Source organism: Jiella endophytica (assembly GCF_004519335.1).
In the GTDB taxonomy this organism is placed as follows: domain Bacteria; phylum Pseudomonadota; class Alphaproteobacteria; order Rhizobiales; family Rhizobiaceae; genus Jiella; species Jiella endophytica.
Map to the genome: position 1 here is coordinate 152,106 of NZ_SOZD01000006.1, position 12,745 is coordinate 164,850.

The window sequence follows — 12,745 nt, forward strand, 5'->3', positions numbered from 1 at the left end:
TGAATCCTAGTGCGCCAGCCACTCGGAGTTTGCAATTTGTCTGAGCTGAACATCAAGCCGCGACTTGCCTCTGACTCCCCCCTCCTATCCGTCGAAAACCTCTCCGTCGCCTTCGGCCGCGGCGAGAAGAAGACGCTCGCCGTCGATGCGGTGTCGTTCCACATTGCCAGAGGCGAGACACTCGCCCTCGTCGGCGAATCCGGCTCCGGCAAGTCGGTGTCGGCGCTGTCGATCCTCAAGCTCCTGCCCTATCCGGCGGCGAGCCACCCCGGCGGCGCGGTGTATTTCGAGGGCGAGAACCTCATCGACGACGACGAGGGCGATCTGCGAAAGGTGCGCGGCAACCGCATCTCGATGATCTTCCAGGAGCCGATGTCCTCGCTCAACCCACTGCACACCATCGAGCGGCAGGTCGGCGAGGTGCTGAAGCTGCATGGCGGCTTCGGCGACAAGGCGGCCCGCGAGCGCACTCTCGAACTCCTCACCCAGGTCGGCATCCGCAATGCCGAGGAGCGGCTCGGCGCCTATCCTCACCAGCTTTCCGGCGGCCAGCGCCAGCGCGTGATGATCGCCATGGCGCTCGCCAACGACCCCAACCTCCTGATTGCCGACGAGCCGACCACCGCCCTCGACGTCACCGTCCAGGCGCAGATCCTCGAACTGTTGAAGAAGCTCCAGGCCGAGCACGGCATGGCGATGCTGTTCATCACCCACGATCTCGGAATCGTGCGGCGCATCGCCGACCGGGTCTGCGTCATGTATCGCGGCAAGATCGTCGAGGAGGGTCCGACGGCCGAGATCTTCAAGGCGCCGCAACACGATTATACCAAGCACCTTCTCGCCGCCGAGCCGAAGGGCATGCCGCCCGCCACCAACGCCAATGCGCCTCTGGTGATGGAGGCGAAGGAGCTGAAGGTCTGGTTCCCGATCCGCACCGGCCTCCTTCGCCGCGTCACCGGCCACGTCAAGGCGGTCGACGGCGTCGACCTGACGCTGAGGGCCGGCCAGACCGTCGGCGTCGTCGGCGAATCCGGCTCCGGCAAGACCACCCTCGGCCTCGCTCTGTCGCGGATGATCTCGTCGAAGGGCGAGATCCGCTTCGACGGCGAGCGGATCGACGACCGCTCCTTCAAGGCGATGAAGCCGCTGCGGCGAAAGATGCAGATCGTCTTCCAGGATCCCTACGGCTCGCTCTCGCCGCGCATGTCGATCGCCGACATCGTCGCCGAGGGCCTGTCGATCCACGAGCGCGGTCTCTCGCCCGAGGAGCGCGACAGGCGCGTCGTCGACGTTCTTCGCGAAGTCGGCCTCGACCCCGCCGCGCGGTTCCGGTTCCCGCACGAGTTTTCCGGCGGCCAGCGCCAGCGCATCGCGATCGCGCGGGCGATGGTGCTGAACCCCCGCTTCGTCATGCTGGACGAGCCGACCTCGGCCCTCGACATGAGCGTCCAGGCTCAGGTGGTCGATCTCCTGCGCGACCTGCAGCGCCGCCACGACCTCGCCTATCTCTTCATCAGCCACGATCTCAAGGTCGTCAGGGCTCTGGCCAACGAGGTCATCGTCATGCGAAACGGCCAGGTGGTGGAGCGGGGCCCCGCCGAGGAGATCTTCGAGCGGCCGCGCACCGACTATACCAGGGCACTGATGGCCGCCGCTTTCGACATCGAGGCGGCGCCGACGGGGATTGTTTCCGAATGAGCGGACATTATCGCGACCAGCTGAGCGACCAGCCGCTGGGTTTCGAGATCCAGAAGGAGGAGCTGATCCATCGCGGCTTTCGCGACTTCAAGCGGCTGACGATCGAGCATGATTCGCTCGACGGCGCCGGCCGCGTCGGGCCGATGACGCGGGAATATCTCGCCACCGGTTCGGTGGCGGTGACCCTGCCCTACGATCCCGCCCGCGACGCCATCGTGGTGATCCGCCAGTTCCGCCTCGCGGCCGCCCTCGACACGCCGAACGCCGCCGCGGTGGAGCTTCCCGCCGGCATGCTCGATCCGGGCGAGAACATCGCCGAGGCCGCGGCCCGCGAACTCGAGGAAGAGACGGGCCTTGCCCCGCTCGCCATCGAGCGCTGCTTCTCGATGGTGCCCTCGCCCGGCCTCAGCGACGAGCACGCGACGATCTTCCTCGCCATCGTCGACGCCGGAAGTCTCGGCGAGCGCGCCGGCATTGACGAGGAACACGAGGACATCCGGCCGATCCTCGCCCCGGTGGACGACCTGATCGCCGCCGTCGACGAAGGCCGCGTCGAGAACGGCTATCTCATCACCTGCACCCACTGGTTCGCCCGCAAGGGACGGGCGCGGGCCCAGGCGCTGCAAGGGACACTTTTCGACAGCGAAAGCGACTGATGACCATTCTTCTCTCCGTCACCGGCTTCGATCCCTCCCGCTGGTGGCAGGCGCTTCACGAGGCGGCCCCCGATCGCAACATCGTCGTCGACCCGGCCGATGCCGGCAACGAACCGATCGACTACGCCGTTGTCTGGAAGCAGCCGCCCGGGCTGCTGGCCACCCTTCCCGACCTCAAGGCGATCATTTCCCTCGGCGCCGGCGTCGACCATATTCTCGCCGATCGTGAGCTGCCGCAGGTTCCGATCGTCCGCATCGTTGCCGACGACCTGAAGGAGCGGATGAGCGAATATGTCGTCTGGCGGGTGCTCGATCACTTCCGCCGCGGCAGAGCCTATCGCCAGCAGCAGAGCCAGAAGATCTGGCACGAGCGCATGCAGCCCGCCGCCCGCGAGATCACCGTGGGCATCATGGGCCTCGGCGTCCTCGGCATCGACGCCGCGGCCAAGCTGAAGGTTCTCGGCTTCGACGTCGTCGGCTGGAGCCGCCGCGAAAAGTCCGTCGAGGGCGTCCGCAGTTTTGCCGGCGAGGCGGAGCTATCGGCCTTTCTTGGCGCCAGCGACATCCTCGTCGTGCTTTTGCCGCTCACCGCCGACACCCGCGGCATCGTCGGCAAAGACCTTCTCTCCCGGATGAAGCGCGAGACGCCGCTCGGCGGCCCGGTGCTGATCAATGCCGGGCGCGGCGGCCTGCAGGACGAGGCGGCGATCCTCGACGCGCTCGACGCCGATCTCCTGATGGAAGCCTCGCTCGACGTCTTCACCGTCGAGCCGCTGCCGCCGGAGAGCCGGCTCTGGTCGCATCCGAAGGTGTTCGTCACCCCCCATGCGGCGGCGCTCTCCGACCCGGATGCGCTGGCGCCGATCATCATGCGCCAGATCGCGGCGCATGAGCGCGGCGAAGCGCTGGACAACGTCGTCGACCGGAAGACCGGCTACTGAAGCGGCCCTGCCGCACCTTTGGCGACGGCTCCTACCCCGCTCCGCATCCGGCTGACGAAATCGCCGGAAACCATCGTCGCGCGTCTTCGTTCAGGGCGAGACCAACGATCGACGAGGTGCCATCATGGCCGATGACCAAAAGAACCGGCTGAAGGACGACGAAAGGATCTCCGAGAAGGAGGTCGAGAAGGACAAGGCCGACGACGCAGAGCTCGACGAGGCTCTGGACGAGACCTTCCCGGCCTCCGATCCGGTCGCACCGTCGCGCATCGACGGTCCGAACAACTGATCCAGCGGAATCGCTGCGCGCGACGCGGCATCGGACGAGCAGCAATCATGCCCATCGTTTTGGACTGTTGTCGGCACGCCTTGAGATGGGCGCCGCCTATTCCGCTGCGGCCGTCGGGGCCGCGGTCATGCGTGAGACCAGCAAGGTCAGATCGTCCATCAGCCGGTTCACCAGCGCTGGCGCGAGGCCCATCTGCCCGGCCAGCGCGTCCTGCGCCTCACGGGCTGCCGTCTCCAGCCGCAGGCCCTCCGGCGTCAGCTCGATATGGACGACACGCCTGTCGCGACCGCCGCGCCGACGGACGATCAGGCCGCTCTGCTCCAGCCGATCGAGGAGCGGGCTGATGGCGTTGGCCGACAGATGCAGGCGATCAGCAATCGCGCCGGACGTCGTCTTGCCATCCTGCCAGAGCACCAGCATCACCAGATATTGCGGGTAGGTCAGGTCGACATCCTGCAGCAGCGGCCGGTAGGCGCGCGTCACCGCATGTGTGGCGGTGTAAAGCGCGAAGCAGAGATGATCCTCGAGTCGCAGCGTCATGTCTTCGGCCATTGACGGTCGTCCAGTTGAAGCGCGAACAGCTTCAAGCATCGCCAGCCAGACATCTCTCTGCCTGACACGGTCGCCGACCAGAACATATGGCGATAAATCATTCGACTAGGCAAAAGAACGCGTGACAAACGGTCACGGCCGCTCCGCTCGCAAACGGAGGGCCCGCTTTTCCGGCCTTTGCCGCTGGCTGGCGCATAGCGTGGGAAAATTTCGGGAACGCCCAGCGGCAGCCGCCGGATTGCCGGACGGTGTGCTGCCGCGAAATGCATGGCCGAGAAAAATTGTCGGTCGCCCTCGTCCGAGCGGCGAGACGGCAAACGAAAAGGCCGGGATGGCACATGCCACTCCCGGCTTTCTCATTTCACGGATCCGACCTGCTCGCGATTGCATGCGGCCCAGCCAGGCCGAACCGCCGACGAGCTAAGCTGCGCGCAGCCTCAAGCGGCCTTGCGGCTCTTCTCGAACCGCTTCCTCTCATGCGGGTCGAGATAGAGTTTGCGCAGCCGGATCGTCTTCGGCGTCACCTCGACCAGTTCGTCGTCTTGGATCCAGGAGAGCGCCCGGTCGAGGGTCATGCGGATCGGCGGGGTGAGCTTCACCGCCTCGTCCTTGCCCGAGGCGCGCATGTTGGTGAGCTTCTTGCCCTTCAGGACGTTGACCTCGAGATCGTTGTCGCGGGTGTGGATGCCGATGATCATGCCGGCATAGACCTTGACGCCGGCATCGATGACCATCGGGCCGCGATCCTCCAGGTTGAACATCGCATAGGCGACGCTCTCGCCGTCTTCCGAGGAGATCAGCACGCCGTTGTTGCGGCCCGCCAGCTCGCCCTTGTAGGGCTGGTAGGAGTGGAACAGCCGGTTCATGATCGCGGTGCCGCGGGTGTCGGTCAGAAGCTCGGACTGATAGCCGATCAGGCCGCGCGTCGGCGCGTGGAAGACGAGGCGCTGGCGGTCACCGCCGGAGGGGCGCAGCTCGATCATCTCGGCCTTACGCTCGCTCATCTTCTGCACGACGATGCCGGCATGCTCCTCGTCGACGTCGATCACGACCTCTTCGATCGGCTCCAGCTTCTCGCCGTTCTCGCCTTCCTTCATGACGACGCGCGGACGCGAGATGCCGAGTTCGAAGCCTTCGCGGCGCATCGTCTCGATGAGGACGGCGAGCTGCAGTTCGCCGCGGCCGGAGACGTAGAAGGAGTCCTTGTCGGCCGCCTCCTCGATCTTCAGGGCGACGTTGCCCTCGGCCTCCTTCAGGAGACGATCGCGGATGACGCGGCTCGTCACCTTGTCGCCTTCGGTGCCGGCGAGCGGCGAATCGTTGACGATGAAGGACATCGTCACGGTCGGCGGATCGATCGGCTGGGCATGCAGCGGCTCGGAGACCTGCGGATCGCAGAAGGTATCGGCAACGGTGCCCTTCGACAGGCCGGCAATGGCGACGATATCGCCCGCCTCGGCGTAATCCAGCGGCACGCGCTCGAGACCGCGGAAGGCGAGGATCTTGGAGATCCTGCCGCTTTCCAGCTGCTTGCCGTCGTTGTTGAGAACCTTGACGGCCTGGTTCGGCTTGATCGAACCGGCCTGGATGCGCCCGGTGATCAGCCGACCGAGGAACGGGTTCGCCTCGAGGATGGTGCCGATCATCTTGAACGGCTCGTCCTTGCCGGCGGTATCCGGCTCCGGAACATGCTTCAGGATGAGGTCGAACAGCGGCGTCAGGCCCTGGTCCTGCGGGCCGTCGGGCTCGGAAGCCATCCAGCCGCCGCGGCCGGAACCGTAAAGCACCGGGAAGTCGAGCTGCTCTTCGGTGGCGTCGAGGGCGACGAAGAGGTCGAAGATCTCGTCCAGCACTTCGAGGTGGCGCTCGTCCTGGCGGTCGATCTTGTTGATCGCGACGATCGGCTTCAGGCCAACCTTGAGCGCCTTGCCGAGCACGAACTTGGTCTGCGGCATCGGACCTTCCGACGCGTCGACCAGGATCACCGCGCCATCCACCATGTTGAGGATGCGCTCCACCTCGCCGCCGAAATCGGCGTGGCCGGGGGTGTCGACGATGTTAATGCGGGTGTCCTTCCACTCCACCGACGTCGCTTTGGCGAGAATGGTGATCCCGCGCTCCTTCTCGAGGTCGTTGGAGTCCATCGCCCGCTCTTCGGTGCGCTGGTTGTCGCGGAAGGTGCCGGACTGGGCGAGCAGCTTGTCGACGAGGGTGGTCTTGCCGTGATCGACGTGTGCGATGATCGCAATGTTGCGAAGCTTCATGAGAATATCCGGTTCATGTCGCGCCAACAGCCCTCGGCCGAAAGGCAGAGGGCGCGCGATGGGTAGCGATCGAGGTTGTAGCGATCGGGGCTCGCGCGAGCCATTACACGATTTTTCGCAACTGCGAAAGGCTCTGTCGTGCCGCGTCGATCGGGTGATTTCCCCAACTGCTTCGCCGCCGATCTTTGCGCAATTGCGGAGGTTTTGCGGCCGGAAAACATTATTTCTTGTTCATTTGCACGCGTTTGGAGGCATCGCTAGCGTCCCCTCTCGAAGCCGGGGAGCGCCGGCGACCGCCCGATGGCGGCCGCGACACGACGCGACTTGACGGCTTCCCATTCGCCGGAGCGCGGCCTGTGCCGCACCGGCCCATCGACGAGGATGCGCAAGATGCGTAGTCTCACCCTTCCCCTGACCCTCGCCGCCAGCCTGATCGCCGCGACCTCGGCCTATGCCGCGTCCCCGAGCAGCACGATGTCGGGCGACAAGATGACCGCGGGCTCGACGACCAGCGGCTCGGCCAAGAAGCTGCACGTCGCGACCGGCAAGATCAAGTCGATCGACACCGCGGCGAACACGCTGACCCTCACCAACGGCAAGACCTTCATGCTCCCGGCCGACTTCACCACCTCTTCGGTGAAGACCGGCGAGCGCGTGCAGGTGCGCTACGCGATGAACGGCAAGCAGATGTCGGCGACCACCGTCAAGGCCGCAAAATAGGTCGCATGCCGGGCCGCTGGCGCCGCCGACCGGCGCCCGGCATTGCTATCCCCGTGTGACACGCCGCTCGCAGACCGCCCACCTCGATCATTTCGAGCCCCCGGCCGATCGGGCTCCCCCCTCTCCCGACCGGCGGCAGAGGACCGGAGGCGAACCCCTCCGGTCCTTTTTCGTTTGGCAAGGCCCCCTCAGGCGTTGCGGACCGGATCGATGGTCTTCGTCCAGAGTTCCTGGTCGTTGGTGTCCATCAGCCGGACCGTCAGCTGCTCGGTGTCACCGTCGATCTCGACGAGGCCGAAAAACTGCAGGCCGGCCGCCGGGCTCTCGCCCTGCTTCTGGTCCGGCGACGGCGCCTTGATGAACTCGGCCTTCGGGCCGAAGGTCATGTCGAGGTCGTTCGGCCCGTAGCTGCCGGCATGGATCGGCCCGGAGACGAACTCCCAGAACGGCTCGAAGTCCTGAAATGCCGCCCGGTCCGGGCTGTAGTGATGGGCCGCGGTGTAGTGCACGTCCGCCGTCAGCCAGACGGTGTTTGTAATGCCGGCGGTCTTGATGAAGCGCAGGAGATCGGCAAATTCCAGCTCGCGGCCCTTCGGCGCGCCGGCCTCGTTGTTGGAAACCGCCTCGAAGCCCTTGCGGTTGGCATAGTCGTCCCAGACGACGAGGCTGATCGGCATGTCGCAGGCGATCACCTTCCAGGTGGCGTTGGAATCGGCCAGCGCCCGCTTCAGCCAGGCGATCTGCTCGGGTCCCATCATCTGCGAATCCGGACCGAGCTCGGTCTGGAGATTGTCGTTGTTCGGACCGCGATAGCTCCTGAGGTCGATGAAGAAGATGTCGAGCATCGGGCCGTAGGAGATCTTGCGGTAGATCCGGCCGGGCTCCGACGGCATGTAGCGGATCGGCGTCATCTCGTGAAACGCCCGGGCCGCCCGCGCCGCCAGCACCGCGATGTTCTTCTCGGTGTAGCGGTCGTCGGCGGTGAGGTCCTTCGAGGCCGACCAGTTGTTCAGAACCTCGTGGTCGTCCCACTGATAGAAGGTCGGGACGCTGGCGTAGAGCTCGCGGACGTTCTTGTCGAGCATGTTGTATTTCCACTGGCCGCGATATTCGTCCAGCGTCTCGGCGACCTTGGTCTTCTCCGGAATGATGACGTTCTTCCAGACGCTGCCGTCCGGCAGATCGACGGTCTCCTTCAGCGGGCCGTCGGCATAGATCGTGTCGCCCGAATGGAGGAAGAAGTCAGGCCGGTGCTTCGCCATGGTGCCGTAGGCCTTCATGCCGCCGCGGTCCTCGTCGATGCCCCAGCCCTGGCCGACGGTGTCGCCAGACCAGGCAAACTTGACCGAGCGGCGCGAGCCCGGCGCGGTGCGGAAGCGGCCGACGATCGGATCGGAGACCCCGTTGGCATCGGCAAGATCGGTGGCGGTGGCGCGCCAGAAGATCTCCTGGTCGGAGGGCAGCCCGTCGATCAGCCGCTTCACCGTGAAGTCGGAGGTTGGCGAGGTGGTCAGGGCGTGGAGCTTGCGGGCGTTCTTGAAGCTCTCGGTCGTCGACCATTCGAAATCGATGCGGGCAGGACGATCGACGCGGGTCCAGACCATGCCGGAGGACGCGTCGACGTCGCCGGTCTGGACACCGTGGGTGAATTCCGGCCGGCTGGCGGCGCGGCTGATGCGCGGCATCGCAAAGGACGAGCCGGCGGCCAGCGCGACGGCGCCGCTCTGGGCGAGGAAGCGGCGGCGGGTGAGGGAGAGAGCCATTCTTGGAACCTTTCGAATCCGTCGGGGAGACGGATCGCAATGTCGAAAGGTTCGATGTCAGGCGCTTCTCCGGCGTGTGAAACTTTGAAGACGGTGGTCGCGCCTGCGACGGCTGGCGATGCTGCCCGGCGGTCCGGCGCGAGGCCCGGACATCACATCGTCAGCCCGCCATCCACCTTGTATTCCGCGCCGGTGACATAGGCGGTGTCGTCGCTCATCAGGAAGCAGGCGATCGCCGCGACGTCCTCCGGCCGGCCCAGCCGTCGGAGCGGCACGGCCTTTTCGACATTCGCCTTGTAGGTCTTCTGCGCCTCGGCCTCCATGCCGCCCCGATCGTGGAAGTTCGTCTCGGTAAGGCCGGGCGTGACGACGTTGACGCGGATGCCGCGGGGCGCGAAACGGCTGGCGAGCGAGCGCGCGATCTGGCGCACCGCCGCCTTGCTCGATCCGTAGACGAGGACATCCTCGCGCGGCGAGGCGGCCGTTCCGGAGCCGGTCAGGACGATCGCGCCGCCGGCCTCGATGACCGGGTCGAGGGCCTGGGCCTGCAGGATCGGGCCGCGCACATTCAGCTGGTAGTGCCGGTCGAAATCGGCGGCGTCGACGCCGTCGAGCTTGGCGAAGGAACCGTAGCCGGCATTGAGGAAAGCGGCGTGGATGGTGCCGAAATGCGCCTTCACCGCTTCGGCGAGGGCCGCTGCCGCTTCGGGATCCGCCGCGTCGTTGGCGATGACCCGCGCCTGCGGCAGCGCCTTTTCGGTCTCGGCGATATGCTCGGCCGAATGGCCGGCGAGGAGGAGCTGGCCGCCCTCTTCGGCGATCCTCCTGGCGGTGGCAAGGCCGATGCCGCTGGTGCCGCCGGTGATCAGGATCCGCTTGCCCGCAAAGCGCTTCATCGCATGTCTCCCTGCTCGTCGAATGGACACGGGGAACGATGCGGCGAGATCGCGGTTGCCTGTCGATGCGGCAACGCTGCGTCACCCGCGCCGGAGGCTAGGCGCCGACCGCAGCCTATCCGCATCGGCCGCGGACCGGCACTTCCTCTTTCTTGTCACCCCAGAACACCGTCATCTTGCCGGTATATTCGGCATGGTCGTCCATCCGCTCCGAGCCGGTCAGGATGAGGCCGACGGAAATCCGCGGCTCCCCGGCGGCGCGCCAGTTGGTGACCACCGCCTTGTCCTTGCCGGCGGAGGTCTTGCCCTTTTCGAGCTCGCGCACCAGACCGTTGGCCATGACGTAGCCACGCTCGAGCGGCGAGCCGTCCCCGGCATTGTCGGCGACCATGGTAACGAAGACGAAGCGCCCGAAACCCTCCTGCGCGCCGGCGTCCCTGCCCGGTTCGGGAAGCGGGTCGGCCTTCGCCTTGCCGGATGCATCGCTCCTGACGAAGGTGCAGCGGCTGGCGATCGGCGCCCAGTCGAGCTCGCCGAGGCTGAGGCCGCGGGGCGTCAGGTCGGCCGGGCTGTCCTGGCTCTGTCCGGGCTTCGGCGGCGCGAAGGGGGAATCCTCGAGGCTCAGGCTGCCGGGCTCCTGCGCCAATGCGCTCCCGGCCGCCACCAGAACGATGGATGCGGCGATCGTCCGCCAGGAGCGGCTCGCGAACCGTTTCATGATGCTTCGTCCTCGTACGGCGCCCTTCCCCATCGCATGTCTCACAGAAAGCTCTGTGGGTCCATGTCGATTTGCAGCTGGACCGAGCCGCGCGGACGCGGCGCCCTGGCGAGGGTATCGCGGATATAGGCCTGGATCGGCGCCCGCCGGCTCGCCTCCACCAGCAGCCGGAACCGATGCCGTCCCCGGACGACGGCGAGCGGCGCCTCGGCCGGCCCGAGCATCTCGATCTCCGGCATCTCGGGCGCCGCGGCGCGGATCTCGCGGGCATGCGCCTCGGCGTCCTTGCGGCTGTCGGCCGAGACGATGATCGCCGCGAGCCGTCCGAAGGGCGGCAGGGCGCTGCGTCGCCGCTCGTCGATCTCGCTCTCGTAGAAGCTCTCCGGATCGCCGGCGACGAGCGCCTGCATCACCGGGTGCTGCGGCTGGAAGGTCTGGATCAGCCCGCGGCTCGCAAGGCCGGTCCGCCCGGCCCGGCCGGTCACCTGGTGGAGCAGTTGGAAGGTCCGCTCGGCAGCCCGCGGATCGCCATTGGCGAGGCCGAGATCGGCATCGATCGCGCCGACCAGCGTCATCTTGGGGAAGTGATGACCCTTGGCCACCAGCTGGGTGCCGATGACGATGTCCGCCTCGCCGTCGGCGACGGCTTCGAGTTCGCGCCGCAGCCGGCGCGGCCCGCCGGCGATGTCGGAGGAAAGGACGATGGTTCGCGCCTCGGAGAATTCCTCGACGATCTCCTCGGCGATCCGCTCCACCCCCGGCCCGCAGGCGACCAGATGGTCGAGCGTGCCGCATTCGGGGCAGGCCTCCGGCCGCGGCGTGGAAAAGCCGCAATGGTGGCACTGCAGGATGCCGCGCAGGCGGTGGTCGACCAGCCATGTCGAGCAGTTGTGGCACTGGAAGCGGTGGCCGCAGACCCGGCAGAGCGTCAGCGGCGCATAGCCGCGCCGGTTGAGGAACAGCAGCGCCTGTTCGCCGCGCGCAAGCGCCTTCCTGATCTCGGTCTGCAGCACCGGCGAGACGAAGCGCCCGCGTGCCGGCGGATGGCGCCGCATGTCGACCAGCGAGAGTTCGGGCAGCGCCGCATCGCCGTGGCGCGCCTTCAGCCGCACATGGCCGTAGCGCCCGGTCTCGGCGTTGACGCGGCTTTCGATCGAGGGCGTCGCCGAGGCCAGAACCACCGGGAGACCGCCCAGCGAGGCGCGCACCACCGCCATGTCGCGGGCGTGATAGAAGGTGCGGTCCTCCTGCTTGTAGGCGGGGTCGTGCTCCTCGTCGACGACGATCAGGCCGAGATCCTTGAACGGCAGGAACAGCGACGAGCGGGCGCCGGCGACGATCTTCACCCGCCCCTCGGCGACCTGCCGCCAGATCGCCTCGCGCTTCTTCGGCGGAACGTCGGAGTGCCATTCGGCCGGCGGCGCGCCGAAGCGGGCATGGAACCGGTCGATGAAGCTCTGGGTGAGCGCGATCTCGGGCAGAAGGATCAGCACCTGTCTGCCGGCGTCAAGGGCCGCGGCGACCGCCTCGAAATAGACCTCGGTCTTGCCCGATCCGGTGGCGCCCTCGAGAAGGATCGGCCGGAACGCGGCGGCCCTCACCGCTTCGACGAGGTCGCCGGCGGCCAGCGCCTGGTCCTCGCTGAGGGTGGCGCGGCCATAGGCGGTGTCGGGTTCGGCGACGGCCGGCGGCGGCGGAAAGCGCACCGTGCGAAAGACGCCCTGCCGGATCAGCCCGTCGACCACCGAGGCGCTGACGCCCGCGGCGCGGGCGAGCCCGCTCTTCGACCAGAAGGGCGCGTCCTCGGCGGCGGCGATCACCCGCCGGCGGGCCGAGGTGATCCGGTCGGGCTCCTCCCCCGTCGCCTCGATCCCCTCGATCCAGGACTCCGGATCGAAGGCCGCCGGCGCCCTCAGCGCCATGCGGACGACGAGCCCGGGTGGCGACAGCGTGTATTCGGCGACCCAGTCGACGAAGCGGCGCATCGTTTCGCCGAGTGGCGGGCAGTCGAAGACATGGGTGATCGGCCTCAGCTTCTTCGCGTCGACCTTGTCCGTCGGCCCGTCCCAGACGACCCCTGCCACCTGCCGGGGCCCGAGCGGCACCTGGACGATCGAGCCCGGCCTCACATCCATGCCCTCTGGCACGGTATAGGAATAGGGCCGACCGCTCGGCAGCGGCACCAGGACGGGCACGACGGCTTCTGGAAAGAGCTGGTCGGTGAAGCTCAACGGGACTCCCGGGCGTT

General features: G+C 67.1%; 11 protein-coding genes. 5 read left to right on the plus strand and 6 right to left on the minus strand.

From position 1 onward, the window contains the following. The first annotated feature begins 36 nt into the window (after positions 1-36). The 4 genes from E3C22_RS19050 (at position 37) to E3C22_RS24565 (ending at position 3,584) form a co-directional block, all read left to right on the plus strand. The gene (locus E3C22_RS19050; protein ID WP_245515073.1) at positions 37-1,698 is read left to right on the plus strand and encodes an ABC transporter ATP-binding protein; all 1,662 of its coding nucleotides are present in this window, start codon (positions 37-39) and stop codon (positions 1,696-1,698) included. Further along, complete coding sequence (locus tag E3C22_RS19055; protein WP_134763464.1) at positions 1,695-2,354, plus strand: NUDIX domain-containing protein; 660 nt, start codon at positions 1,695-1,697, stop codon at positions 2,352-2,354. Before E3C22_RS19050 ends, E3C22_RS19055 begins: the two co-directional genes overlap by 4 nt. Further along, a complete protein-coding gene (locus tag E3C22_RS19060) occupies positions 2,354-3,295 on the plus strand; it encodes a 2-hydroxyacid dehydrogenase (protein ID WP_134763465.1) in 942 nt (313 codons plus the stop codon). Before E3C22_RS19055 ends, E3C22_RS19060 begins: the two co-directional genes overlap by 1 nt. A 124-nt stretch (positions 3,296-3,419) precedes the next feature. After that, entirely contained in the window at positions 3,420-3,584 is a 165-nt protein-coding gene (locus tag E3C22_RS24565; RefSeq protein ID WP_167591824.1) for a hypothetical protein, read from the plus strand. A gap of 96 nt (positions 3,585-3,680) precedes the next feature. Here the strand turns inward: E3C22_RS24565 and E3C22_RS19065 are convergent, their stop codons facing one another. After that, positions 3,681-4,136 (minus strand): MarR family winged helix-turn-helix transcriptional regulator, encoded by a 456-nt coding sequence (locus E3C22_RS19065; RefSeq protein WP_167591825.1) that lies wholly within the window; start codon positions 4,134-4,136, stop codon positions 3,681-3,683. 437 nt (positions 4,137-4,573) lie between these two features. Beyond that, complete coding sequence (typA, locus tag E3C22_RS19070; protein ID WP_134763467.1) at positions 4,574-6,400, minus strand: translational GTPase TypA; 1,827 nt, start codon at positions 6,398-6,400, stop codon at positions 4,574-4,576. Positions 6,401-6,790: 390 nt separating this feature from the next. Here typA and E3C22_RS19075 point away from each other — a divergent pair, with 390 nt between their 5' ends. Continuing rightward, positions 6,791-7,120, plus strand: a complete 330-nt coding sequence (locus E3C22_RS19075) for a DUF1344 domain-containing protein (protein WP_167591826.1) — start codon at positions 6,791-6,793, stop codon at positions 7,118-7,120. A 188-nt stretch (positions 7,121-7,308) separates the two neighbouring features. Here E3C22_RS19075 and E3C22_RS19080 read toward each other — a convergent pair whose 3' ends face one another. From E3C22_RS19080 to E3C22_RS19095, 4 genes are all read right to left on the minus strand, one after another. Further along, positions 7,309-8,883, minus strand: coding sequence for an alkaline phosphatase D family protein (locus E3C22_RS19080; RefSeq protein ID WP_167591827.1), 1,575 nt, complete (start codon positions 8,881-8,883; stop codon positions 7,309-7,311). A gap of 152 nt (positions 8,884-9,035) precedes the next feature. Next, the gene (locus tag E3C22_RS19085; RefSeq protein WP_134763469.1) at positions 9,036-9,779 is read right to left on the minus strand and encodes an SDR family oxidoreductase; all 744 of its coding nucleotides are present in this window, start codon (positions 9,777-9,779) and stop codon (positions 9,036-9,038) included. A gap of 115 nt (positions 9,780-9,894) precedes the next feature. Beyond that, positions 9,895-10,497 carry a hypothetical protein gene (locus E3C22_RS19090; RefSeq protein WP_134763470.1) on the minus strand — a complete coding sequence of 201 codons (603 nt, stop codon included), beginning with the start codon at positions 10,495-10,497 and terminating at the stop codon, positions 9,895-9,897. A gap of 41 nt (positions 10,498-10,538) precedes the next feature. Further along, positions 10,539-12,728 carry a primosomal protein N' gene (locus E3C22_RS19095; protein WP_245515074.1) on the minus strand — a complete coding sequence of 730 codons (2,190 nt, stop codon included), beginning with the start codon at positions 12,726-12,728 and terminating at the stop codon, positions 10,539-10,541. Positions 12,729-12,745: the final 17 nt, after the last annotated feature.

Excerpts from the sequence above, each read along its gene's own strand:
- E3C22_RS19065 (WP_167591825.1), bottom strand. The coding sequence starts at position 4,136 with ATGGCCGAAGACATGACGCTGCGACTCGAGGATCATCTCTGCTTCGCG.
- E3C22_RS19090 (WP_134763470.1), bottom strand. The coding sequence starts at position 10,497 with ATGAAACGGTTCGCGAGCCGCTCCTGGCGGACGATCGCCGCATCCATC.
- typA (WP_134763467.1), bottom strand. The coding sequence starts at position 6,400 with ATGAAGCTTCGCAACATTGCGATCATCGCACACGTCGATCACGGCAAG.
- E3C22_RS19060 (WP_134763465.1), top strand. The coding sequence starts at position 2,354 with ATGACCATTCTTCTCTCCGTCACCGGCTTCGATCCCTCCCGCTGGTGG.
- E3C22_RS19055 (WP_134763464.1), top strand. The coding sequence starts at position 1,695 with ATGAGCGGACATTATCGCGACCAGCTGAGCGACCAGCCGCTGGGTTTC.
- E3C22_RS19075 (WP_167591826.1), top strand. The coding sequence starts at position 6,791 with ATGCGTAGTCTCACCCTTCCCCTGACCCTCGCCGCCAGCCTGATCGCC.
- E3C22_RS24565 (WP_167591824.1), top strand. The coding sequence starts at position 3,420 with ATGGCCGATGACCAAAAGAACCGGCTGAAGGACGACGAAAGGATCTCC.
- E3C22_RS19080 (WP_167591827.1), bottom strand. The coding sequence starts at position 8,883 with ATGGCTCTCTCCCTCACCCGCCGCCGCTTCCTCGCCCAGAGCGGCGCC.
- E3C22_RS19085 (WP_134763469.1), bottom strand. The coding sequence starts at position 9,779 with ATGAAGCGCTTTGCGGGCAAGCGGATCCTGATCACCGGCGGCACCAGC.